General features: G+C 24.3%; 23 protein-coding genes and 1 tRNA gene. 20 read left to right on the forward strand and 4 right to left on the reverse strand.

Annotated elements, in window-relative coordinates; genetic code table 11:
* Window positions 1-161 precede the first annotated feature (161 nt).
* A complete protein-coding gene (gene aroC / locus BUCISPPA3004_RS00340; protein WP_154048770.1) occupies window positions 162-1,223 on the reverse strand; it encodes a chorismate synthase in 1,062 nt (353 codons plus the stop codon).
* Window positions 1,224-1,510: 287 nt separating this feature from the next.
* Between aroC and smrB the strand changes: the two genes are divergently transcribed.
* The 11 genes from smrB to metG all read left to right on the forward strand — a co-directional run bounded on the left by smrB (window position 1,511) and on the right by metG (window position 12,908).
* A complete protein-coding gene (gene smrB / locus BUCISPPA3004_RS00345) occupies window positions 1,511-2,056 on the forward strand; it encodes an endonuclease SmrB (RefSeq protein ID WP_154048771.1) in 546 nt (181 codons plus the stop codon).
* Window positions 2,057-2,422: 366 nt separating this feature from the next.
* Window positions 2,423-3,322, forward strand: coding sequence for an ATP phosphoribosyltransferase (gene hisG / locus BUCISPPA3004_RS00350; RefSeq protein WP_154048772.1), 900 nt, complete (start codon window positions 2,423-2,425; stop codon window positions 3,320-3,322).
* A gap of 7 nt (window positions 3,323-3,329) precedes the next feature.
* Entirely contained in the window at window positions 3,330-4,661 is a 1,332-nt protein-coding gene (gene hisD, locus BUCISPPA3004_RS00355) for a histidinol dehydrogenase (RefSeq protein WP_154048773.1), read from the forward strand.
* A gap of 1 nt (window position 4,662) precedes the next feature.
* Window positions 4,663-5,727: a histidinol-phosphate transaminase gene (gene hisC / locus BUCISPPA3004_RS00360; RefSeq protein WP_154048774.1), complete on the forward strand. Its 1,065-nt coding sequence runs from the start codon at window positions 4,663-4,665 to the stop codon at window positions 5,725-5,727.
* A gap of 1 nt (window position 5,728) precedes the next feature.
* Window positions 5,729-6,796 carry a bifunctional histidinol-phosphatase/imidazoleglycerol-phosphate dehydratase HisB gene (hisB, locus tag BUCISPPA3004_RS00365; protein WP_154048775.1) on the forward strand — a complete coding sequence of 356 codons (1,068 nt, stop codon included), beginning with the start codon at window positions 5,729-5,731 and terminating at the stop codon, window positions 6,794-6,796.
* Window positions 6,796-7,386: an imidazole glycerol phosphate synthase subunit HisH gene (gene hisH / locus BUCISPPA3004_RS00370; RefSeq protein WP_154048776.1), complete on the forward strand. Its 591-nt coding sequence runs from the start codon at window positions 6,796-6,798 to the stop codon at window positions 7,384-7,386. The genes hisB and hisH overlap by 1 nt, the downstream gene beginning before the upstream one ends.
* A gap of 5 nt (window positions 7,387-7,391) precedes the next feature.
* The gene (locus BUCISPPA3004_RS00375; protein ID WP_154048777.1) at window positions 7,392-8,132 is read left to right on the forward strand and encodes a 1-(5-phosphoribosyl)-5-[(5-phosphoribosylamino)methylideneamino] imidazole-4-carboxamide isomerase; all 741 of its coding nucleotides are present in this window, start codon (window positions 7,392-7,394) and stop codon (window positions 8,130-8,132) included.
* On the forward strand, window positions 8,114-8,890 hold the full coding sequence (hisF, locus tag BUCISPPA3004_RS00380) for an imidazole glycerol phosphate synthase subunit HisF (protein WP_154048778.1): 777 nt from the start codon (window positions 8,114-8,116) through the stop codon (window positions 8,888-8,890). The genes BUCISPPA3004_RS00375 and hisF overlap by 19 nt, the downstream gene beginning before the upstream one ends.
* On the forward strand, window positions 8,884-9,498 hold the full coding sequence (gene hisIE, locus BUCISPPA3004_RS00385) for a bifunctional phosphoribosyl-AMP cyclohydrolase/phosphoribosyl-ATP diphosphatase HisIE (RefSeq protein WP_154048779.1): 615 nt from the start codon (window positions 8,884-8,886) through the stop codon (window positions 9,496-9,498). The genes hisF and hisIE overlap by 7 nt, the downstream gene beginning before the upstream one ends.
* 82 nt (window positions 9,499-9,580) lie before the next feature.
* Window positions 9,581-10,987: an NADP-dependent phosphogluconate dehydrogenase gene (gene gndA, locus BUCISPPA3004_RS00390; RefSeq protein ID WP_154048780.1), complete on the forward strand. Its 1,407-nt coding sequence runs from the start codon at window positions 9,581-9,583 to the stop codon at window positions 10,985-10,987.
* A gap of 280 nt (window positions 10,988-11,267) precedes the next feature.
* Window positions 11,268-12,908: a methionine--tRNA ligase gene (metG, locus tag BUCISPPA3004_RS00395; RefSeq protein WP_154048781.1), complete on the forward strand. Its 1,641-nt coding sequence runs from the start codon at window positions 11,268-11,270 to the stop codon at window positions 12,906-12,908.
* 7 nt (window positions 12,909-12,915) lie between these two features.
* On the opposite strand, the gene tilS is transcribed toward metG, so the two are convergent.
* Together tilS and BUCISPPA3004_RS00405 are read right to left on the reverse strand one after the other, a co-directional pair.
* On the reverse strand, window positions 12,916-14,247 hold the full coding sequence (gene tilS / locus BUCISPPA3004_RS00400) for a tRNA lysidine(34) synthetase TilS (RefSeq protein WP_154048782.1): 1,332 nt from the start codon (window positions 14,245-14,247) through the stop codon (window positions 12,916-12,918).
* Window positions 14,248-14,267: 20 nt separating this feature from the next.
* Window positions 14,268-14,340 (reverse strand) — tRNA-Val (locus BUCISPPA3004_RS00405).
* Between the two features lie 195 nt (window positions 14,341-14,535).
* Between BUCISPPA3004_RS00405 and BUCISPPA3004_RS00410 the strand changes: the two genes are divergently transcribed.
* Both BUCISPPA3004_RS00410 and tyrS read left to right on the forward strand, forming a co-directional pair.
* Window positions 14,536-15,171, forward strand: a complete 636-nt coding sequence (locus tag BUCISPPA3004_RS00410) for an endonuclease III domain-containing protein (protein WP_154048783.1) — start codon at window positions 14,536-14,538, stop codon at window positions 15,169-15,171.
* Window positions 15,172-15,349: 178 nt separating this feature from the next.
* Complete coding sequence (gene tyrS, locus BUCISPPA3004_RS00415; RefSeq protein WP_154048784.1) at window positions 15,350-16,636, forward strand: tyrosine--tRNA ligase; 1,287 nt, start codon at window positions 15,350-15,352, stop codon at window positions 16,634-16,636.
* Between the two features lie 45 nt (window positions 16,637-16,681).
* Here tyrS and BUCISPPA3004_RS00420 read toward each other — a convergent pair whose 3' ends face one another.
* The gene (locus tag BUCISPPA3004_RS00420) at window positions 16,682-17,041 is read right to left on the reverse strand and encodes a HesB/IscA family protein (RefSeq protein WP_154048785.1); all 360 of its coding nucleotides are present in this window, start codon (window positions 17,039-17,041) and stop codon (window positions 16,682-16,684) included.
* Window positions 17,042-17,687: 646 nt separating this feature from the next.
* On the opposite strand from BUCISPPA3004_RS00420, the gene BUCISPPA3004_RS00425 reads away from it, so the two are divergent.
* The 7 genes from BUCISPPA3004_RS00425 (at window position 17,688) to pheT (ending at window position 25,582) form a co-directional block, all read left to right on the forward strand.
* Window positions 17,688-18,740 (forward strand): 3-deoxy-7-phosphoheptulonate synthase, encoded by a 1,053-nt coding sequence (locus BUCISPPA3004_RS00425; protein WP_154048786.1) that lies wholly within the window; start codon window positions 17,688-17,690, stop codon window positions 18,738-18,740.
* A 161-nt stretch (window positions 18,741-18,901) separates the two neighbouring features.
* Window positions 18,902-20,836 (forward strand): threonine--tRNA ligase, encoded by a 1,935-nt coding sequence (thrS, locus tag BUCISPPA3004_RS00430; protein ID WP_232036866.1) that lies wholly within the window; start codon window positions 18,902-18,904, stop codon window positions 20,834-20,836.
* Window positions 20,837-20,839: 3 nt separating this feature from the next.
* Complete coding sequence (gene infC, locus BUCISPPA3004_RS00435; protein WP_154048787.1) at window positions 20,840-21,376, forward strand: translation initiation factor IF-3; 537 nt, start codon at window positions 20,840-20,842, stop codon at window positions 21,374-21,376.
* A gap of 59 nt (window positions 21,377-21,435) precedes the next feature.
* A complete protein-coding gene (rpmI, locus tag BUCISPPA3004_RS00440) occupies window positions 21,436-21,633 on the forward strand; it encodes a 50S ribosomal protein L35 (RefSeq protein ID WP_154048788.1) in 198 nt (65 codons plus the stop codon).
* 48 nt (window positions 21,634-21,681) lie between these two features.
* Window positions 21,682-22,041 (forward strand): 50S ribosomal protein L20, encoded by a 360-nt coding sequence (gene rplT / locus BUCISPPA3004_RS00445; RefSeq protein WP_154048789.1) that lies wholly within the window; start codon window positions 21,682-21,684, stop codon window positions 22,039-22,041.
* Between the two features lie 170 nt (window positions 22,042-22,211).
* Window positions 22,212-23,177, forward strand: a complete 966-nt coding sequence (pheS, locus tag BUCISPPA3004_RS00450; protein WP_154049066.1) for a phenylalanine--tRNA ligase subunit alpha — start codon at window positions 22,212-22,214, stop codon at window positions 23,175-23,177.
* On the forward strand, window positions 23,177-25,582 hold the full coding sequence (pheT, locus tag BUCISPPA3004_RS00455) for a phenylalanine--tRNA ligase subunit beta (RefSeq protein ID WP_154048790.1): 2,406 nt from the start codon (window positions 23,177-23,179) through the stop codon (window positions 25,580-25,582). The genes pheS and pheT overlap by 1 nt, the downstream gene beginning before the upstream one ends.
* The last annotated feature ends 529 nt before the right edge of the window (window positions 25,583-26,111 follow it).

A 26,111-nucleotide genomic window follows, 5' to 3' on the forward strand; every position in this document is an offset into this window, starting at 1 on the left:
TGTAGTATTTTTGTATATATTAAATGATATATTTTGTCTAACTTTAATGTATATATTTTTTATCTGTTTTAAACATCATGCAATTATATAATTTTAATCAATAAAAGTATAATTTTATTATGGATAATTAGTATTTTTCTATTTTTTTATATCAATAAATCTTATTTACCACATTGAGCACGAAAGCGTAAAACATGATCCATTAATGTAATAGCAAGCATAGCTTCTGCAATAGGAACAGCTCGTATACCTACACAAGGATCATGTCTGCCTTTTGTTATAATAGAAGTTTCTTTTCCTTGGATATTAATAGTTTTTCCAGGTATTCTAATGCTTGATGTTGGCTTGAATGCTGCTTGAATTATGATTTTATCTCCGTTGCTAATTCCTCCTAAAATTCCTCCTGAATGGTTACTAGTAAATCCATTTGGTAAAATTTCGTCTCGATGCATATCTCCTGTTTGTTCAACTACTTGAATACCATCTCCTATTTCAACTGATTTAGCCGCATTGATACTCATGATAGCATGCGCAATGTCTGCATCTAATCGATCAAAAACAGGTTCTCCTAAACCAATGGGAACATTTTCGGCAATAATCATAATTTTAGCTCCAATAGAATTTCCAGATTTTTTTAATTCTTTCATATACTGGATTAGTTCATTTGTTTTTCGAGAATTACTACAAAAAAAAGAATTATTTTCTACTTCTTTCCATGAATCAAAAGGGCAATGAATAGGTCCTAATTGAGATAAATATCCTCGAATAATTATATTATACTTTAGTTTTAAATATTTTTTTGCAATTGCTCCTGCTGCTACACGAATAACTGTTTCTCGTGCAGATGATCTACCTCCTCCTCTATAATCTCTAATTCCGTATTTTTTATCATATGTAAAATCGGCATGGTTAGGACGATATATGTTCTTAATATCAGAATAATCTTGTGATCGAGTATCTGTATTTTTTATTGCTATTCCAATACTAGTTCCAGTTGTTTTTCCTTGGAAAATACCTGAAAAAATTTCAATTATGTCATTTTCTCGACGTTGTGTAGTAAAAGGAGAGAAACCCGGTCTTCTTCTATTTAGTTCGTACTGTATATCACTATTTTTTAAAGAAAATCCTGGAGGAACGCCGTCAATAATTCCAGCTAACATCGGTCCATGTGATTCTCCGCAAGTTGTAACTGTAAATAATTTTCCGATTGTGTTTCCAGCCATGTAAACCTCGTATTTTATAAAAGAAAATGGATTTTTTAATGTATATAATTGTTTTATAAAAATATTTTTTTAAAATAAATATATAACTAGTAATATTATGTATTGTGCGAGATAGTTAAATGATTTTTTTTAGGATTAATAATTATTAAAAGAAATTAATGTATAAACTATCATTTTTAAAAAACTATATATTTTATTTAATTATTATTAAATGATATCATTATTTTATATAATTATATAGATTTCAGTATCTATTAGTATAATTAAATATTATAGAAGGTATGGTTATGAAAAAAAATAATATAACTAATGTAAACGAAAAAGAAACTTTTTTATATTACATGAAAGGCGTAAAAAAAATTATACAAGATAAAATCTATCACGTAAATGTACAAGATGATAATAAATACAATTTATATATTAAAGATATTGTAACACAAGATGCACATAGTTATTATTTTAGACATGTAGTTGATGATGAAAATTCATGTTGTTCTGTAACCAATGATCCTATTTGTTTTGTTCGCAATATCAGCTATAATTTGGATCTTAAAAAATTAAAAAGAGGAGAATATCGACCTGAAATTACTTTGGATTTGCATGGTATGAATTTATATCAAGCGAAAAAAGAATTAGGAGTATTAATTGCAATTTGTCATCAAAAAAAATTTTTTTGCGCCAGTATACTTCACGGATATGGTAAAAAAATATTAAAAAAGAATATACCTTTTTGGTTATCAAAACATCCTGACGTACTGGCTTTTCATCAAGCTCCTAGATTTTTTGGACATGATGCTGCTATCTTAATTTTTATCAAGAATGATTGTGAATAGTAAATATGGAATTTATATTATGATTATTATATAATTATAAATATAAGTAAAATTATAAAACTTTTATGTTATATAATTTTATATATATTTTTATAAATTTGAAATTATATATTATATTTTTGATAATTTTATTTTTGCATAGACATTAAAACAATTATTTTTTATATGATAAAATACTTTTATAAATAAATGTAGTGGATTTTATAAATTTGTTAAGATTTGATTTTTATACAAAAAATTAACTTGTAAGTACAAGTACATATTTTGGATGTTAATTATATTATACCAAAATTAATAAATATTTTTTATATAAATAGATTTTTCTTTTTATTATAAATAATATTAATAACAAATAAGGTAATAAAATTGAATAAAAATCGTGTACGTTTAGCTATACAAAAATCTGGTAGATTAAGTTATGATTCGCATAAATTGCTAAAAAGTTGCGGTATAAAAATTAATTTACAAAAATCTAGCTTACTTGCTTTTGCTGAAAATATGCCAATTGATATTCTTCTGGTACGAGATGATGATATTCCAGGTTTAATTATGGATGGAGTAGTAGAATTAGGTATTATTGGTTCTAATGTTTTAGAAGAACAATCTTTAACTAGATTACTAGTTAAAGAATCTGTTCCATATACTATATTACATAAGTTAGATTTTGGTGTTTGTCGTCTTTCTGTATCAGTTCCATTAGACATGAAATATTCAGGAATATCTTGTTTACAGAATCTTCGTATTGCCACATCATATCCCAATTTATTAAAAAGGTATTTTGATAAACAAAATGTTTCTTTTAAGCCGTTTATTTTAAATGGTTCGGTAGAAGTAGCATATAATTCGGGATTAGCAGATGTAATATGTGATTTAGTATCTACTGGAGCTACTTTAGATGCAAATGGATTAAGAGAAGTAGAAACCGTTTATCATTCTTGCGCTTGTTTAATTTCTCAAAAAATAAAATCTTTAGTTCCGGAAAAAAAAATATTTATTAAAAAGCTTTTAAATCGCATTAAAGGGGTAATTAAAGCACGAGAATCTAAATATATTATGTTACATATTGAAAAAAATAAATTAAATGCAGTTACAAATTTATTACGGGGAGCAGAACGCCCTACTATTTTAGAATTGTTTGGGAACAAAAATAAAGTAGCTTTGCATATGGTAAGTAGTGAAAATATTTTTTGGGAAACTATGGAACAATTGAAGTTATTAGGAGCGAGTTCTATCCTAGTTCTTCCTATAGAAAAAATGATGGAATGAAATAATTATGTTAAATATAAGTAAAAATATTTTTTATTGGGATAATTTATCTGAAAAAGAGAAAAGTTCTTTGCTATTAAGACCTAAATTGCAAGTTAACAATAGTTTAAAATCCTCTGTTTCAGAGATTCTTGAAAATGTAAAAAAAAATGGTGATACTGCTTTACATACTTATAATCTACAGTTTGATAAAATTAAATTAGATTTTTTTTATGTTAAGAAAAAACAAATAAATACTGCTTCTTCTTTGGTTTCTAAATCATTTAAGGAAGCTGTATTAATAGCAGAAAAAAATATTAGAAAGTTTCATTCTAAACAAATTTTTGCTGATTTAGATGTATGTACGTATCCAGGAGTTCGATGTCAACATATTAGTAGACCAATAAATTCAGTAGGTTTGTATGTTCCGAAAGGTCTGTATCCATTAGTTTCTACTGTTTTAATGTTATCAATACCTGCTAAGTTAGCAGGATGTCCAAATATAGTTTTGTGTTCTCCTCCTCCTGTTAGTAATGAAATATTATATATTGCAAAGATATGTGGAATTAAACGAGTAATTCAATTAGGTGGAGCGCATGCAATTGCAGCCCTAGCTTTTGGGACTAAAAGTATACAAAAAGTTGATAAAATTTTTGGACCGGGAAATATTTTTGTAACAGAAGCTAAATTACAAGTTAGTCAATTAATAGATCCTTGTGTTTCGATTGATATGTTAGCGGGTCCTTCTGAAATGCTAATTATTGCTGATAAGTATTCTAATCCTGAATTTATTGCTTCTGATTTATTGGCTCAATTAGAACATGATAATAATTCTCAGGTAATGCTAGTTAGCACTAGTGAGAATTTAGCTAACCATGTAGTTTCAGAAATTAAAAAACAAATACCGTTTTTAATAAAAAAAAATATTATTTTACATTCGTGGAAAAATAGTAAAATTATTGTAACTACATCTATATTAAAGTGTTTTGAAATATCAAACTTATATTCTCCTGAACATTTAATATTACATATTAAAAATTCTAGAAATTTTCTATCGCATATAAAGAATGCTGGATCAGTTTTTTTAGGTTCATGGACACCAGGTGCTGCAGGTGATTATATTACTGGAGCCAATCATGTTTTACCTACATATGGATGTTCTAATACATATTCTTCTTTATGTGTTTCTGATTTTAAAAAAATAATTACAATTCAATCTATGACAAGGAAATCTCTGCAACAATTATCTGAAAGTATTATGGTTTTATCTGAAACAGAAGGTATGGATGCTCATGGTAAATCAGTAAGTGCTAGAATTAATTATTTAGACACCATTATTACAAAAAATGAGTCAATATAGTATGAAACGTCTAATTCCGCATCATATATATGCTTTACAACCGTATCAATCTGCACGTCGAATTGGTTTGACTGGTCGCGTTTATTTAAATGCTAATGAATCTCCTTGGAATAATATTATTAAATATCAACATACTAATTTGAACCGATATCCAGAATTTCAATCATCTGTTTTATTAAATAAATATGCTCAGTATTCTAATATATCTATTGATAATATATTGATTACTAGAGGAGCAGATGAAGGAATAGAATTATTGGTTCGTGCTTTTTGTATGCCAAAAAATGATAAAATTATGTTTTTTCCACCAACATATGATATGTATGCAGTAATAGCGAATATGTATAATATTAAAAAAAAAATAATTCCAATACTATCTAGTTTTCAACTAGACTTGATAAATATAAAAAAGCATATTAATGATGTTAAATTAATTTATATTTGTAATCCAAATAATCCTACTGGAAATTTTTTTTTAAAAAGTGATATTATTAGTATTCTTGATATTATTCCATTAAAAACTTTATTAATAATTGATGAAGCGTATATTGATTTTTCTGTTAAAAATAGTTTTGTTTCAAAAATACATAAGTATGCTAATTTAGTTATTTTAAGGACTTTATCCAAAGCTTTTGGTTTATCTGCCTTAAGATGTGGTTTTGTTTTGTCTAATTCTAATATTATTAATGTTCTTAAAAAAGTATCAGCTCCTTATCCCATTGCCACTCCTGTTTCAGATCTTGCTATACAATCTCTACAATTAGAGAATATTAAATATGTTCAAGAAAACATTTTGCAAGTTGTATTTAATAAAGATTTTTTAGTTAAAAAATTACAGTCTTTTTCATGTGTAGATTATGTATTTCCTAGTAAAACTAATTTTGTTCTTGTTAGATTTTTTAAGTCTGATATTATTTTTCAACATTTGTTGTTACATGGAATTGTAGTTCGTGATCAATCATATAAAACAGGTTTAAATAATTGTTTAAGAATATCTATCGGAACTATGAAGGAATGTCAAGACATAATTCAAGCTTTATGTATGTTGGAAGGAAAAAAACTATAAGATGAAAAAAAAATTTTTATTTATTGATCGTGATGGTACATTAATTCATGAACCTAAAAAAACACTACAAATTGATAGTTTTAGTAAATTTTTTTTAGAAAAAGATGTGATTGTTTCTTTATTACAATTAATAAAACTTGATTATAAATTAGTTTTAATTACTAACCAAGATGGTTTAGGTAGTGCTTCTTTTCCTTTAAATAAATTTAGTAAAATACATAATTTAATGTTAAGTATTTTTTCTTCACAAAAAATTTTTTTTGACAGTGTTTTGATTTGTCCGCATTTTTTTCGAGATAAATGTAATTGTCGTAAACCAAATACTACTTTATTAAAACACTGGATTAGTGATAATAAGTTTGATAAAAAAAATAGTTATGTTATTGGAGATAGGGATACAGATATTCAATTAGCTAATAATATGGGTATAAAGAGTTTTTTGTATAATTCTAGTCTTTTTTCATGGAAGAATATAGTTGATTGTTTACAACGTCCTAATCGGTTTTCAGAAATGTCACGAAATACTTTTGAAACAAAAATATTTATAAAAATTAGCCTGGATATTCCTATTGACAACTATATAAATACTGGTATTCACTTTTTAAATCATATGTTAGATCAATTTAGAATTCATAGCGGTATTTACATGTACATTGATGTTGTGGGAGATTTATGGATTGATGATCACCATACAATTGAAGACATTGGAATTACACTAGGATCTGCTTTAAGACATGCTTTGGGAAATAAAGTTGGGATTTCTAGGTATGGATTTACATTACCAATGGACGAAAGTATTTGTTCATGTGCTATCGATGTATCTGGTCGTTCTTTTTTAGAATTTTATGCTGTTTTTAATAATAAATATATTGGCGATTTAAATGCTTGTATGATAGAACATTTTTTTTATTCAATTAGTCAATCTATGAAAATTACTATTCATTTGCATGCTTGCGGTAAAAATGATCATCATTGCGCTGAAAGTTTATTTAAAGCGTTTGGTAGAACTTTGAAACAAGCTATTTGTTTGGATGGTTTTAGTTTACCTACTTCAAAAGGTGTTTTATAATGTCAATTGTAATTATTAATACCGGTTTTTCTAATTTATACTCTATTAGGAGTGCCATACGCAGGGTAGGATATACATCAAGTATTACTAATTCAATTCATGATATTAAAGTAGCTGATAAAATATTTTTGCCAGGTATAGGTACTGCTTCTTCTGCAATAAAAATGCTAACACAAAATCATTTATTATCATTTATAAAAAAGACAAATCAACCAATTTTAGGGATTTGTTTAGGTATGCAGTTGTTAGGAAAATATAGTTATGAAGGAAAAAAATGTATTTTATTAAATAAAATATCTAGTTCAATAAAAAAACTACCGAATAAACACTATTCTGTTCCACATATTGGTTGGAATACTGTACATTATACAAATTCTCATATTTTGTTTAAAAATATAGATAATAATACTCGATTTTATTTTTTACACAGTTATTATATGGATATTAATCCATATACTATTTCTACATCAATACACGGTCTTCAGTTTTGTTCTTCAGTTGCAGTACAAAATTTTTTTGGAGTACAATTTCATCCAGAAAAATCAGGATGTGCTGGAGAACAGTTAATTAAAAATTTTTTAGAGATATAATACATATGATTATTCCATCCTTAGATTTTATTAATGGTAGAATTGTACGACTATATCAAGGTAACTATAGTAATAAAACGTTATATGATATTGATATTTTCAAATATATAGACCAATGTATTAATGAAGGTTTAACACATATACATTTAGTAGATTTAGATGGATGTAATAATCCCAAAAATCGTCAGAAACATATTTTAAAAATTATTTCTTATTATCGTAATAAAATTACTTTTCAGGTAGGTGGAGGAATTCGTTTTATACGTGATGTAGAAGATTTATTAAACATGGGAGTTTCAAAAATCGTAATAGGCACTATTGCTATTGATAAACCTGATCAATTTAAAAAATGGCTATGTAAATATGGTAGTGATAAATTTATATTAGCTACAGATGTATATATCACCGATAATAATGACAGTAAACTTGCTATTCATGGCTGGAAAACTATTACTGATATTAACTTAGAAAGTATACTTGATAAGTTTATTCCTTATGGATTAAAGAATATTTTATGTACAGATATATCAAGAGATGGAACGTTTTTAGGTCCTAATGTAGTTTTATATAAAAATTTAAAAAAACAATTTCCAAATATAATGTTACAAGCTTCAGGAGGAATTAATTCTCTTTCAGATGTATGTCTTTTAAAAAAATGTAATGTAGATCATGTTATTGTTGGACGAGCTTTATTAGAGAAAAATTTTACTTTTTCGGAGGCTCAACAATGCTGGCAAAAAGAATAATAGCATGTTTGGATGTTAATAATGGACTGGTAGTAAAGGGTATTAAATTTAATAATCATGTAATTATTGGTAATATACTTGAACTAGCAAAATATTATTCACAAGAAGGAATCGATGAATTAGTTTTTTACGATATATCAGCTTCTCCCAGGAAAAAATTGCTAGACATTCAGTGGATTGCTCGTATTGCAGATGTTATTAATATTCCTTTTTCAGTAGCAGGTGGAATTTCTTCTGTAGAGGATGCGAGATTGATTTTATCTTTAGGAGCAGACAAAATATCTATTAATTCTCCAGCTTTACATAATCCTTCATTAATTAGCCGGTTAGCAGATTGTTTCGGGGTACAGTGTATTGTGGTTGGAATTGATTCGTGGTACGATAAAAATAGTAAAAAATATCATGTTTTTCAATACACCGGTCAACAAAGTAAATCTTGTTCTACATTGTGGCAGACTGTTGATTGGGTTCAGAAAGTACAACAATTAGGTGCAGGTGAGATTGTTTTGAACACCATGAATACAGATGGTATGAAAAATGGATATGATATTGTACAGTTACAGGGAATTCGAGATATTTGCTCAATACCGCTAATAGCGTCTGGTGGAGCTGGTAATATGTATGACTTTTTAAATGTATTTAATTATGCACATGTTGATGGAGCTTTAGCTGCTTCTATATTTCACGATAAAACAGTTTCCATTATAGATTTAAAAAATTTTCTATCTGATAAAGGAGTGATAATCAGAAAATGTTAACCTATGATGATATAAAAAACTTAAATTGGAAGAAGTCTAAAAATATGATACCTGCAATTGCTCAACATTATATTTCAGGAGAAATATTAATGTTTGGGTACATGAATCAATCTGCGTGTATGCATACTTTTAAAAATAAGTTATTTACTTTGTATTCTCGAAAAAAAAAACGTTTATGGGTTAAGGGAGAAACTTCTAAAAATTTTTTGTATGTAAAAAAATTAATAACCGATTGTGATCGTGATGTTATTTTAGTACAGGTTAAACCAGCAGGAAATACTTGTCATTTAAATAGATTCAGTTGCTTTAAATCTTCACAACCAATATATTCTTTTCTTTTAAAATTAGAAAATATTATTAAATTAAGAAAAAAAAATATTACTTATAAATCTTATGTGAATAATTTATTTTCTTCTGGTAAACATAGAATTGCCCAGAAAGTTGGTGAAGAATCAATTGAAGTAATTATAGCTTTTTTAGAAAAAAATTCTGTTGATGTTGTTAATGAATCATCTGATTTATTGTTTCATTTATTAATTTTGTTACAATATCTAGATATAGATTTTCAATTAATTATCAAAAATTTAAAGTGTAGGTCTAACAAATAATATTTAATATTTTTAAGCAATATTAACTATTTATAAAAAATTATGAATAAAATTTTTTATAAATTTACTTTTGAGGATATATATGTCTAATCATGATATTGGTGTTATTGGAATGGGGGTTATGGGAAAAAATTTAGCGTATAATATTGCTAGTACTGGATATACAGTGTCGGTATTTAATCGATCTAATAACATTATTATGAAATCTTTATTAGAAAAACCTATTAAAAAAGTGTTTCCGTATTTGTCTATAAAAGAATTTGTAAATTCTGTTCGTAAACCCCGATGCATCTTGCTAATGATTCAATCCGGACCTCCTGTAGACGAAATAATAAAAATTTTATTATCTTATATACAATCTGATGATATAATTATTGATGGTGGAAATTCATTTTATGTTGACACTATCAGAAGATTTAATTTTTTAAAACAAAAATCTATTCAATTTTTAGGTGTTGGAATATCAGGTGGTGAAGAAGGAGCTCTGTATGGTCCTTCGATTATGCCTGGAGGAAGTAGAGAAGCATATGATTTGGTAGCTCCAATTTTTGAAAATATTTCTGCTAAATATAAAAAAGAAGCATGTGTACAGTATATTGGTCCAGATGGATCTGGACATTACGTAAAAATGGTTCATAATGGTATTGAGTATAGTGACATGCAATTAATTGCAGAAACATATTCTTTGCTAAAAAATTTAATTGGTATGAATAATGTTGATATATCTAATATATTTAAGAAATGGAATAAGGGAGAATTATGTAGTTATTTGATAGAAATTACAGAAAAAATTTTGTGTAAAAAAGATATAGATGGAAATTTTATTTTAGATTCTATTTTAGATTCTGCTTCCAGTAAAGGTACAGGAACATGGACAGCTAAAAGTGCTTTAGAATTATATGCTCCTTGTTCTGTAATTGCAGAATCTGTTTTTTCTAGATATTTATCTATTATGAAAGTTAACAGGATGATTGCATCGACAATTTTGTTTGGACCTAAAATATCTTTAGATAGATCTTTTAACACAGAAGCATTTATTAGTGATCTTGGAAAAGCTTTGTATTTAGGAAAAATTATTTCATATGCACAAGGTTTCTTTTTAATGAAGATAGCTTCTCAGCATCATCATTGGAATTTACAATTTTATAATATTGCTAAAATTTTTCGTGCTGGATGTATTATTAGAGCAGATTTATTGAATAATATTGTAACATCATATAATGAAAATAATGATTTAATTGATTTATTATTTTCCCCTATCTTTCAGGAGATTAGCAATGCTTATCATGTATCTTTGCGCAATATCATTTCTGTAGCAGTACAGAATGGAATATCTATACCAGTTTTTTCCAGTGCGTTATCATATTACGATGGATATCGTACTGTAAATTCTTCTGCTAATTTAATACAGGCACAGAGAGATTATTTTGGATCTCATACATACCAAAGAATTGATCAATCTGGCACATTTCACACTAATTGGTCTTAGATTGTTAGTCTAATTATTATATAATTTATCATGCTATATTTTAGAAATATAAATATTAATTTTTATATTTTTTATTGTATATCAGTATAAAATTAGATTTTTTGTAAAGAAAGTTTATAGTTATTTAGTTTTAGAATGAATATGATATACAGTATGTATACAATTATATGTTTATGTCTATAGTTATAGGCATAAATTTTTTTAGAAATTACAGGGTTCTTCATTATTCTATAGTTTTTATATGATATTGATTTATCTTATTTTATCATTATGGTTATTTATGAAATCTTCTATTAATAAAATGTTAGTAACATGTGCTTTTCCATATGCTAATGGAGATATACATTTAGGACATTTATTAGAACAAATTCAAGCAGACATTTGGGTTCGATATTTTCGTATGAAAAATCGTTCAGTCATTTTTATTTGTTCAGATGATACACATGGTACAGCAATTATGTTACAAGCAAAAAAATTGCAGATTAGTCCTGATCAATTAATTAATGATGTACAAAAAAAACATAAAAAAGATTTTTTGCAGTTTTCTATAGTTCATGATAATTATTCATCTACCCATAGTAGAACTAATAAAAATTTTTGTATAAAAATATATAATCATTTATTAAAAAAAAATTTTATTAAAGAAAAGAAAATTATTCAATTATATGATACACATTTTCAGATGTTTTTATCGGATCGATTCATTAAAGGTACATGTCCACAATGTAAATCTAAAAATCAATATGGTGATAATTGTGATGTTTGTGGGTCTATTTATGATGCAACTGAATTATTAAATGCTACTTCCGAGTTATCGCATTCACCTTTGAAAAAAAAATCTTCTAATCATTTATTTTTTAAATTATCCTCTTTTTCAAGTTTTTTAAAAAAATGGATTAATTCTGATGTTTTGCAAGTATCTGTTTATAACAAAATTAATGAATGGTTGTCTGGTAATTTAAATTCTTGGAATATATCTAGAGATAAACCATATTTTGGTTTTTCAATTCCTAACCATACTGATAAGTTTTTTTATGTATGGATGGATGCTCCTATTGGATATATTAGTTGTTTTAAAGAATTATGTGATATGAATCAAGATATAAACTTTTATGATTATTGGTCAATAAATTCTAAACATGAACTGTACCATTTTATTGGTAAAGACATTATTTATTTTCATGCTTTGTTTTGGCCGGCCATATTGGAGGGATGTGGTTATAGAAAACCTACAAAAATATTTGCACATGGTTATTTGACATTTAAAGGATTAAAATTATCTAAGTCAAAAGGATCAATGATAACTGCCAGTAAGTGGTTATCCTATTTTGATTCTGATTCTTTGCGATATTATTTTTCCTCAAAATTATCTGATACGATTCAAGATATAGAAATGAATTTATATGATTATGCACGTAAAATCAACTCTGATATTGTAAATAGTATAATTAATTTAGCTTCGCGTAACGCTTCTTTTTTAGAAAAATATTTTTATAACATTTTATCTAACGATATAATTACATCAGCAGTATATAAAAAATTTATTAATTCTTCATTAGATATTGAGAAATTATTTGAACATAGAAAATTTTCTTTAGTAGTACAAAAGATTAGATATTTATCTGATTTAGCCAATAAATATATTACTGATAAAAAACCATGGATATTAATAAAAAACATACTTAATAAACAGAAAGTTCATAAAATTTGTTCTTTAGGGATTAATTTATTTAGAATATTGATTATTTTTTTAAAACCTATTATGCCTATTTTAGCTGATAATGTAGAATATTTTTTAAATACATCATTGATGTGGAAAAACATCCGCAAACCTCTTATGAACCATGAAATTAATAAATTTTCTTGTTTATATAAACGTATTAAAATGAGTAGTATTGATAATTTTTTGTCACAAATATAGTTAAAATTTAAAAAATATGATTAATCCATATAATTTTTATATATTTTAAAGAGTTAATAGACACATGTTGAATTGTAAATACTCCAATAGCAGCAATTAATTCATCATTATAAAACAATAAAGGTATTGTATTTCTTAACCAAGGAGGTATTTTATATTTTTGCCAGATTTTTTTTATGCTGATTTTTTTGTTTTTTTTATCACTTATGTAGTTTTTTTTGACATGGAAACGAATACTAACTAATACATTTTTTGGAGGATAAGGAATTTTATAAATATCTTGTTTGTGTTTTTGTTTTTTTTTCTTAAAAGGTATTAAGATTCCTAAATTTTGTGGTAATTTTAAAATTTTATTTATTTTTTTCCAATAAAGTATTTTATTTTTAATATTTTTATCAGGATAAATGTAATAAATTGTATTTTTGAATCGTCTTATTTCAGAATTATAAAAAATTATTTTTTTATTGTAATAGTTTTTATTATGAATAATTTCTTTATATATTCTATGTAATACATGATATGTAGATTGGTTAGTACTATTTTGATTAAACCACTGTTTTAAAATAGAATATTGAGCTTCTTTTGTAAGATTTTTAAAATTTAATAATGATAATGATCCATCAGAAAAAATGTTTTTTTTTAAAAAATATAAAATAAAAAAATTTAAAGATTTTTGATCTTTGGTAAGTATTTGCATACTTGTAGTACAATTTTTTAGAAAACTTGGCCATTTTTTATATATTTTTGATAGAATTTTTTTTCTTAAAAAATTTCTATCGTATTGTATAAGTTTATTAGATTGATCTTCTATCCATAGTAGATTTTTTTTTTTTGCCCAAGATATAATTTTTTTTTTTGGTGTAAAAATTAAAGGTCTTACTATTTTTATTCCATTATACACAGAACTGTATTTCATTCCTGATAAACCATTTATACTGCTTTTTCTTTTAAAAGATAAAAAAAGATTCTCACATTGATCATTGAGATTATGTGCTATTAATAAAATTTCTTTTAATAATATATGTTTTTTGAAAATTTCAAGTCTTTTTATTCTTGAATAACCCTCAATTCCATACTTGTTATGTTTTGGTATATGGATGTTATCTATAATTATGTGTATTTTTTTTTTTTTGCAAATATTTTCGCAATGTTTTTGTGAGTATAAAGAGTGTGAGTATAAATTATGATTTATATGTATAGCGCGGATTTTTATGTATTTAAAGTGTTTTTTATATTTTAATAGTTGATGTAATAATACGATAGAATCAACTCCTCCACTCAAAGCTAACAAAAAATGTTTTTGTTGGGGATATTTTAAGAATAATTTTTTTATAAACATATTTAATATCAACGTTATTTTACGTTCGAGTGGATTTGAACCACTAACTTCTACTATGTCATAGTAGCACTCTAACCATTGAGTTACGAACGTATATAATACATATTATAGTACATCAAATAAATGTGTAAAAAAATATACTAAATTATATAATAATTAAATATAATAATGATATCATAAATTGATACAATAATATATATATAAAATATATATAATTACATTGATTTTATAATTTTGAAACATTTCATAAATAATTTAGGTGAAAATATTTAAAATATTTTTTAGAATATGAATAAAAATAAACGTTTAATTATTTTAAAAAAGTTTGAACAATATTATTTAAACCCAACAATTAAATTGAAGTACAAAACATATTTTGAATTATTAATTTCTATTATTTTATCTGCTAAATCATCTGATGCACAAGTTAATAAAGTTACTAAAAAATTATTTTTGTATGTGCATAAACCATCAGATATTCTAGATTTAGGTTATGATCAGTTAAAAGTAATTATTCAATCAGTGGGATTATTTAATAAAAAAGCTTTAGCAATTATTAAAACTTGTCGAATTTTAAAGAATATATATAATGAAGATATACCTATGAATAAAGACAAATTATTGCTACTACCTGGAGTAGGGAGAAAAACTGCAAATTTATTTTTAAATATTGTTTTAAAAAAAAATTTTATTGCTGTAGATACACATGTTTTTAGAGTATCTAATCGTACTAATTTTGTGAATGGTATATCGTCTTATCATGTAGAAAATAAATTGTATCAGTGTGTTCCTATTAAATTTCAATCTCGTCTTCATAGTTGGTTTGGATCACATGGACGATATTTTTGTCGATCCTTATCTCCAAAATGTTCAATATGTATTATTAAGATATGGTGTGAATATCCTTATAAAATTATCAAATAATTAAATATTATAGAAAATGTATAGTATTACATACTATTATATGCTTTTATATAATAATTTATGAGTATGATTGTAATACGATATATGATTATTATTATTATGGCTTGATTTTTATTTTTTATATTTTGTATATAAATGATATTTATTATTAATATTCAATATTTTACAGGTTATTAGGATGATAAAAAAAAGTAATATTTTAGATTTTTTAAATGAAAAAGGTTTTTTTTCTCAAATTTTTAGTAAAGAAAATTTATATAAGCATATACAACAAAAAAATATTCGTTTATATTGTGGATTTGATCCTACTGCCAGTAGCCTACATATAGGTCATTTATTACCAATTTTATGTTTAAAATATTTTCAAGAATTTGGTCATACCCCTGTTATTTTAATTGGAGGTGCTACAGGTGTAGTAGGGGACCCAAGTTTTAGGACAAGTAAACGACCAAAATATTCTCGAGATTTTTTACAATTTAATCAGATGTGTTTAGAAAAACAGTTGTTGTTTTTTTTTAATAACAATAATTGTATTAATAATAAAGTTATTATATTAAATAATTATTCTTGGTTTAAGGATATTTCGGTATTGTTTTTTTTGAGAAAAATTGGTATACATTTTTCTGTTAATAATATGATTCATAAAGAATCAGTAAAGAAAAGGTTAATAAAAGAAAAAATTGGTATGTCTTTTACAGAATTTTCATATAGTTTATTGCAGGCATATGATTTTTCTTTTTTGTACAAAAAATATGGTGTTACTGTGCAAATCGGCGGATCAGATCAATGGGGAAACATTTTATCTGGTATAAGATTGGTTAAAAAGTTATATCAAAAAGAAGTATTTGGTATAACTAACCCATTGTTAACTACATTTAATGGGGAAAAAATTGGAAAAACAGGTAATCATACTATTTGGTTAGATTCTAGAAAAACTAGTCCATATAAGTTCTATCAATTTTGGATTAATGTTTCAGATAATGATATAAATAATTTTATTAATCTATTTACTTCTATTAATTTTAAAAAATTAAATATAATGTTTAGTAATACTAATGATATTAATAATTTAAGAAATAAAAAAATTTTTTTGGCAGAATTTCTAACTAAATTTGTGCATGGAAAAAACGCTTTAAAATCTGTTCAACGTATTACATATTTTTTGTTTGGTCAAGGGTCTAAACAGGATATTACAGAAAATGATTGTGAACAACTTATTCAAGATGGTATTCCGTCTATTATTTGTAATAATTATTTAGATTTACCACATGCTTTAGTTAAAGCAAATTTATCTACTTCTTTAAATCAAGCTCGTAATATGATACTTTCAGGTGCCATTCGTATAAATGGAAAAGTACAAAATAAAAAAGATTATTTTTTTGTTAAATTAGATTTTTTATTTGATAAATATACATTTTTATGTAGAGGAAAAAAAAATTATGTTTTGATTTTTTGGGAAATATGATTTTATATATTATAAAAATCTTTATAAAATTTAAGTTTCAATATTTTAGATATTAAAACTTTCTCCACAACCACATATAGTAGTGTGCTTGCTATTTTTAAAGGTAAAAGAAGAATTTAATTCTGTTTTAGAAAAATCTATTACAGTAGTATATAACTGTGATATTATTTTTTTAGGAATAAAAAACTTAATGGATTTTATTATATAAATATAATCTGAATTATTTATTTTTTTTTCTAATTTTAAGATATATTTAAATCCAGCGCATCCTGATTTTTTTAATTCTATTTTAATACCGTAACTATTTTTACTTTTTTTTAATAAAAATAATATTTGTTTTTTTGCTCGTTTAGTTAACTGAATCGGTACAATTGTTTTTGTATTTTTTCGTATTGTGATGTTCATTATTATGTTTTTTCCTGAAAGAATTTATTTTAAAAATTAATATAATTTTTATTTTTTTTTAAAATAAATTATGATTATATTATTTTTGTGTAAATATGTAAATAGTAATTTAAATTATGCATTTATAAATATTAAATAAAAAGTGTGTTAAATTATTTTTGATACAATAATTATTTTTTTAAATATATAGTTAAATAATTATTTATTTTTAAATAAATAGTGCATATGTTTTAAAAATTTTTTTGAATTTTTTTATTTATTTGGTAAATAGCTAATTATATTTTATAATAAATCTTTATTTAAAAGATAATAATATTTATTTAATTACATACCACTATTTTATAGTGAAATAATTATTTGTTTTTTTATGATATATACATACTAGTAATATTAAAAATTTATAATTTAAGACTATTTAGTTTTATTAATTTTTTATTACACGATTTGAATATGGTATTATATAGCTATTTGAAATACAATATTCTTATCAATAATTTTTATATATATGGTAACTCTTATTAATATATGTTATTTATAATATTTTATTTTTAAATATATTAAATTTATTAAATATATTTTATAAATATTACAATGAATTATTTATTAATATAAATCTGAATTTTTGTTAAATTATATCGAGAATAAGATGAAAAAAAAAAATGAATTAGTTAATGCAAAAAGTAATGGATTTCTAATTACTCCATTAGTTTTGTTTGATCGTTATTCTATCACACCAGATGTACATGATTTAATTCGATCTACACGTAATAATATAAAAAATATTCTATTAGGTAATGATAAACGCTTATTGGTAATTATAGGCCCGTGTTCTATTCACGATCCTGTTTCTGCTATTGAATATGCAAAAAAAATACAAATATTACGTAAAAAATATTCTAAATTTTTAGAAATAGTAATGAGAACATATTTTGAAAAACCACGAACTGTATTAGGTTGGACTGGTTTAATTTCTGATCCTAATTTAGATGGTAGTTTAAATGTAAATGAAGGTTTAGCCATAGCTAGGAAATTATTATTAGAAATTAATAAATTAGGTGTACCAACTGCTACAGAATTTTTAGATTCTACCGTTAGTCAGTTTATTTTCGATTTAATTAGTTGGGGTGCTATTGGAGCTCGTACTACAGAAAGTCAAGTTCATAGAGAATTAGCTTCTTATTTACCATGCCCTATAGGTTTTAAAAATGGAACAGATGGAAATATTTTAATTGCAGTAGATGCAATTCGTTCGGCTACTGCTAGTCACTTATTTTTATCTCCGAATCAACAAGGAAAAACTGTAATTTATCATACTACTGGAAATTCTTGTGCTCACATTATTATGCGTGGAGGAAGAGTACCTAACTATCATAAAGTAGATATTGAACATGCTATTAAAAAATTAAAAATGTTTAATCTTCCGGAACATTTAATAATAGATTTTAGCCATGCTAATTCTCTGAAAAAACATCAACAACAATTAGTAGTTTCAGATTCTGTTTCACGCCAAATTTATAATGGATCTACTGCTATATCAGGTGTTATGATTGAAAGTTTTTTAGAAGAAGGTTCTCAAAATTTGAGTGATATAAAAAATTTAAAATTTGGTCAATCCATAACAGATTCTTGTTTAGGCTGGGATGATAGTGTGTTATTAGTACAACAATTATTTAAATCTGTTGCAATTCGTTTTAAATAATTTTCCATGTATATGATATAGTATATTATAGATATTTTTCTGATTGTTTTTTTTAATTCACACAAAATATAGATATTATTTAGAATATTGTAGATTTACACAATATTTATTTTAAATAAATATATATTATTGATATAATATGAATTTTATAAGGATTGAATATGCCGATTGTTATATCGTGCAACGGAGTTGATAAAAGTTATACTAAGATAGTTACTGTAAAAAAAATTCTGGAAGATTTTTATCCTATACATACATCAAATTTTGTAGCAGGTTTAGTAAATAATAAATTAGTTACTTTAAATACAATTATATCTAAAAATTCAACAATTGTGATGATTGATGACAGTAATCAAAATTTTCTGTCTCAAGTAAAAAGGTCTTGTATTCAATTGTTAAACCGTGTATTAAAAGATATATGGTTAGACGTTAAAATAGCTAATTCATGTATAAATGAATTTGGATTTCACTGTGACATTGATATGTCATATGTACTAAAAAAAAAGGATTTACATGAAATTTCTAAACGAATGTTAAAAAAAATTTCTACTGCTTATAAAATATTTGTTAAACGTGTTGATATATCATATTTTTTAGATTTTTTACAAAAAAATAATGAAACTTATCAGATTGATATTATTCGTAAAAAATACAGTAGTAAAAATACTATTGATGTTTGTTATCATGAAGATTATTGTGAATTTTATGATCATGCTCAAGTTTCTAATATTAAGTTTTGTGAACATTTTCTTTTACAAGATGTATCAGGAGCTTATTGGAATAGTAATAAAAATAATAAAATGTTACAAAGAATTCATGTAATAATTTGTACATCAAAATATCAATTATTAAAGTTTTTATCTATTTCAAAAGAAATAAAAAAAAGAGATCACCGTAAAATTGCAAAATTATTAGATTTATATCATATTCAAAAAGAATCACCGGGTATGATATTTTGGCATAAAAATGGATATGTTATTTTTAGACAATTAGAACAGTTTATTCGTGATCACTTATCTAAACATCATTATGAAGAAGTTAAAAGCCCTGTTATTATTGATAAATCTTTATGGGAAAAAAGCGGTCATTGGAAATATTATAATACATCTATTTTTATAACTAAATCTGAAAATAGAGAATATTGTATTAAGCCTATGAATTGTCCAGCTCATGTTCAAATTTTTAAAAGTAAATTGCAGTCTTATAAAGATTTACCGATACGTATCTCTGAATTTGGAAGTTGTCATAGACAAGAATCATCTGGTTCATTACATGGATTAATGCGAGTACGTGGATTTACTCAAGATGATGCTCATATTTTTTGTACTCCAGAACAAATAAAAAAAGAGTTAAATGATTGTATTCATTTATTACTTAATTTGTATAATACTTTTGGTTTTAAAAAAATTTTTATAAAATTTTCTACTCGCCCTATAAAAAGGATTGGTAGTGAAAAAATGTGGAATCAAGCAGAAGAAGATTTAGAATATGTGCTAAAAAAAAATAATTTATCATTTCAATATCAAAGAGGAGAAGGAGCTTTTTATGGCCCTAAAATTGAAATATCTTTAGAAGATAATTTACAAAGAATATGGCAATGTGGAACTATTCAATTAGATTTTTATTTAGCGCGACAGTTAAATGCTTATTATATTGACAAAAATAATGTAAAAAAAAACCCCATTATTATTCATAGGGCTTTATTAGGTTCGATAGAAAGATTTATAGGTATTTTACTTGAAGAATTTAAAGGAAAATTACCGATATGGTTGTGTCCTATTCAAGTGAATGTAATTAGTGTTTCTATATTACATTCATTATATGTACAAAAAATAGTGCAAAAATTATTATTACATGATATTCGAGTTATTTTTGATATAACTAATACTAGCGTTGGATTTAAAATTCGTTCTTCTATTGTGCAAAATATACCATATATTTTAATATGTGGAGATAAAGAAATACAAAATAAGTATATTACAATAAGAAATAGATTTAGTAATAAACAATACAAATCTACAATTGATATTTTTATTAACAATATTACAAATAATATTAAAAATCGTAATCTTCAGGATTTTATAATGGAGGGTTAGAGTATTAAAGTCGGAAAAAAAAATCAATTATCTCGTTCGTATCGCGTTAATTATGAAATTCGTTCTATTGAAGTGCGATTAACGGGTTTACAGGGCGAATCATTAGGGATTGTTAGTGTTCATCAAGCGCTGGAAAAAGCTAAAATAGATGGTTTTGATTTAGTTGAGATCAGTCCAAATTCTAAGCCTCCTGTATGTCGTATTATGAATTATGGTAAATTCTTATACGAAAAAAACAAAGCTTTAAAAAAACAAAAAAAAAAACAAAGGATTGTTCAAATAAAAGAAATAAAATTTCGTCCCAATACTGATGAAGGTGATTATCAAGTTAAATTAAGAAATTTAATACGATTTTTAAAGGATGGTAATAAAATAAAGATTACCTTGAGATTTAGAGGTAGAGAGATGACTCATAAGGATATTGGTATAAATATGTTAAATCGTTTAAAAAATGATTTATCTACTCTAACTTATGTTGAATCTTTTCCTACCAGAATTGAAGGTCGACAAATGATCATGATGTTATCTCCAAAAAGATAAATTATATTGCTAATTGGTATATATTTTTATTAAAAATATATTTTTATTTTGGAATTTTTATGCCTAAACTTAAAACATTGCGTAGCGCTGCTAAAAGATTTAAAAAAACTGCTTCAGGTCAATTTAAACGTAAACAAGCAAATTTACGTCATATTTTAACTAAAAAAAGTACTAACAAAAAGCGTAATCTTCGTAAAAAAATTGTTCTTTCTTCATCGGATTATGCAAGGGTTACTAATTTTCTTCCTTATTTATAATTCTAAAAGAGTGATTTTTACAGATTATATGTATATAGGAGATTTTTGATGGCACGTGTTAAAAGAGGTGTTATTGCACACGCTCGTCATAAAAAAATAATTAATTTAGCAAAAGGATATTATGGAGCACGTTCCCGGGTGTATCGTGTTGCAAAACAAGCAGTTATTAAAGCTGGACAATATGCTTATAGGGATAGGCGTAATAAAAAAAGAAATTTTCGTAAATTATGGATTATTAGAATTAATGCAGCTGCACAGAATTATAATTTATCATACAGTAAATTTATTCATGGATTAAAAATATCTTCCGTGAATATTAATCGAAAAATGTTAGCAGAAACAGCAATATATGATAAAGTTGCATTTGAAGCATTAATAAAATGTTCAAAAAGTTCTATACATTTATAATAAATTAATAAAAAATTTTATAAAATTATCAGAGGGAGAATCATTAATCTCCCTGTGTACATTAAAAATTTTTATTTTTTGTATGTATTTTATACAATAAATATATTGGTATACACGTGAAACTACAACAAGAAATATATAAATCGATACAAAAAATCTTATATCATGCTATGTACGAAATAAAAAAAATAGATGATATTACATCACTTAACAATTTTAAATCAAAATATTTAGGAAAAAATAGTGTTTTATATTTTTATCTTTCTAAATTAATTACTCTGGAAGTTTCAGAACGCATACAGTGTAGTGTTTTTTTGAATAGTTGTAAAAAAAAAATTCAAGATAAAATTAATTATAAAAAAAAGAAGTTACAGGATAATCAATTAAATCAACAAAAAAACAAACATTTTTTAGATTGTACTTTGCCGGGTAGAAAAATTGAAAAAGGTAATTTACATCCTCTTACTATTATTATTAATGAGATCAAAAAATTTTTTAATTATTTGGGTTTTAAAACATTTTATGGTCCAGAAATAGAGAGTACATATTATAACTTCGATGCTTTAAATATACCAAATGATCATCCAACTAAAAGTATGAATGATACTTTTTGGTTTGATATAAATCATGTATTACGAACACAGACATCTAGTGTACAAATTAGAATTTTAGAGAAATATTCTATTCCTATACGTGCAATTGTTCCTGGAAAAGTATATCGTCGTGATTATGACCACACGCATACACCTATGTTTCATCAGGTCGAAGGTTTAATTGTGGATACTTCAATTTCTTTTTCACACTTAAAATGGATTTTAGAGAATTTTATTATTAAAATTTTAAATAAAAATGTAAAGGTACGTTTTCGCAATTCATATTTTCCCTTTACTTGTCCTTCAGCTGAAATGGATATTCAAGATAAATATGGAAGATGGTTAGAAATACTAGGATGTGGTATGGTTCATCCAAATGTTTTAAAATACTGTAATATTGATAGTAATACGTATTTAGCCTGTGCTTTTGGTATTGGTGTAGAAAGAATAGCTATGTTAAAATATTCAGTTTCTGATATTCGTTGTTTTTTTGAAAACGATATACGATTTTTAAAACAATTTTATAATAGTGAGAAATATTAATGAAGTTTGGAGAAGAATGGTTATATAATTGGATTGATCCGTCTGTTTCAAGTACACGGATATGTGAGCAATTAACAAATTTTGGTTGTGAAGCGGAATGTATTCCTCATAAACAGATTTATGTAAAGAATACCATTATTGGTCAAATTATTTGCAAACAATTGTGTTCTACTAATAAAACATTAATAAGATATACAGTACGTATACATTATGATAAAAAAATTTATATTGTCTTTAAAGATAAAAAATATTTATTAGTAGGGTCTAAAATATCAATTATTTTACCTAACTTGATTTTAAAAGAAAATAAACATTTTATATCATCAAATATTAAAAAAGATAGATTAGATTGTACTTTTGGTTCGTATCATTTATTAGGAATAGAACAAAATAATCACGATATTGTTATTTTTACAGATAATGCTTTAATTGGATTAAATTATAATTACTATATGCGTATAAATAAATATATAATGAAATTTTTTATTCCATTTAATAGAGTAGATTTGCGTTCTATTTGGGGTTTATCTCGTGAAATAGCTTTGTTAAATAACTTGCCTATACCTAAATTGAAATATCAAGATGTATTATTACGTTCTCATTCTTGTAAAAATAGCATAGATGTTACTGTTAAGCATGATTATATACAATATATTTTTTGTGAAATACACTCTGTACAGGTCTGTTCTATTTTGCCAATTTACATTCAAGAAAGATTAAGACATGCAAGTATGCTTACAGATAATATAATTATAAACATTATTAATTATATATTTATTGAAACGGGTCATTGGTTTCATATATTTGATTTAGATAAATTAAATAATAAATTAAATAATAAATTAAATATATATAGTTTAGAAAAAAAAGAATTTATTAGTAATATTCATGATCAAAAAATTTGTTTACAAGAAGGTACTGTTGTTTTATCAGATTCTAAAAATATTTTATCTTTTGAAGATATGGAATATTCTAGATATTGTAAAGTTAGTCGTTATACAAAAAATTTATTTTTAGGGTCTATATGTTTTGATCCTATATTTATACAACAACGATGTTTATTAGTACCTTCGATTGATAGACAACTCGAATACTCTAAGTATAACATATATCCTTCTTTGCAAAAAAATATTTTTCAGTATGCACAAAAATTAATAACAAGTATATGTAGAGCAAAATCTTCTGTTTTTAAAGAGTATCATATGAAAAATTGTATTAATAAGTCTACTGTATTGTTATTAAAACTTGAAAGGTTAAATAAAATTACTGGAATTTCTTTTTTTAAAGAAGATGTACTATCTATTTTAAAGATTTGTCGTTTTTCTTTTCATGAAGAGAAAAATATTTTTTATGTTATACCGCCTTTTTGGCGTACTGATATTAAAATTGCTGAAGATGTGGTTAGTGAAATTATTCGAGTTTATGGTTATAAAAAAATTGTATCCAAACCACCTACAGAATATATGAATGTTATGTTGAATAAACATAAGAACATCTCATTATCACGAATTAAATTATTTCTGATAGATCGTGGATATTTTGAAATTATTTCATATAGTTTTATAAATCCTATGACACATAAATATTTTCTTTCAGACAATAATACTATTAAAATATGCAATCCTATTTCTAATGATATGTCAGAAATGAGGTCATCAATATGGATTAATTTATTGAATTGTATTTCCTACAATCAAAAACGTCAACAAGAATCTATTCGTATTTTTGAAACTGGATTATGTTTTTTTGCGAGTAAAAATAATTGTGCTTCTATAATTCAACACGAATATTTATCTGCTGCAATAAGCGGTTTTGTTAGTCGTCGTGAATGGTACTTAAAAAATAGAAAAGTTGATTTCTATGATTTGAAAGGTGATATTGAATCTATTTTAAATATTTGTGGTAAATTAAATCATGTAGAATTTATTTCAGAAAAATATATTGGGTTATGTTCTAGACAAAGCGCAGGAATTTATTTATATGGTCAGTTAGTTGGTAGAATTGGTGTTTTAGATGCTTCTCTTCATCGAATTTTTGATTTAAAGGATTCAGTTGTTTTATTTGAAATTATGTGGGAAAAAATTAATAGCTATTCAGTTATTAAGAAAAAATCTATATCTTTATTACCAAACAGCAAAAGAGATATTTCTATTATAGTATCTGATACTATTTTAAGTAAAGATATTTTAAATATATGTCACGATAGTATTAGTATCCATACTTCAGATATATATATATATGACATATATACTGGATCAAATATTCCTTTTAAAAAAAAGAGTGTATCTATTTGTTTTATTTTTCAAAGTACTGATATCATGTTACATGAATCAAAAATTAACTCTAATATTTTAAAGTGTATAGAGGAATTAAAAAATAAACTAGGAGCAGTTTTAAGAAATTAAATTTTTATTATTATAAATAATACATAAATTTTAGATTATTTATTTAAAAACAATTAAGTACATCAAATATAAGAAATATGATAGAAATTTTTGTACAAAGATAAGTGAATATTTAAAGAGTAAGTAAAAAATGGTTTAATTTTATAAATTTCATTTGAAAAATAAAAAATAATAATTAAAAAGAATTTTAAAAAATGACAAAAATTTTACTTCCGATAAAAGAATAGTTTTTAAATCTTTTTTAAAATTTTAATATGATAGAAAATTTTTATAATGTATTGTTTATTAATATATTTATATATTTTATATGTACTAAATGTGATATTTTTTATTAAAAATTTCTATAAAATTAAAACAATTGTTTGATTTTTTGGATTTTTATTTAATTTTAAGTATCATTTTTTTTGAAAATAGATATTTATATAAATAATTTTAGATTTTTTTTAGTAAGAAATTTTATTATATAGTAAATGTACAAGTCTATATTTTTATATAGTGAATATTAGTATTTTTATATATATTATAGCTA

This window comes from Buchnera aphidicola (Cinara splendens) (genome assembly GCF_900698975.1).
Lineage (GTDB): Bacteria > Pseudomonadota > Gammaproteobacteria > Enterobacterales > Enterobacteriaceae > Buchnera_F > Buchnera_F aphidicola_AI.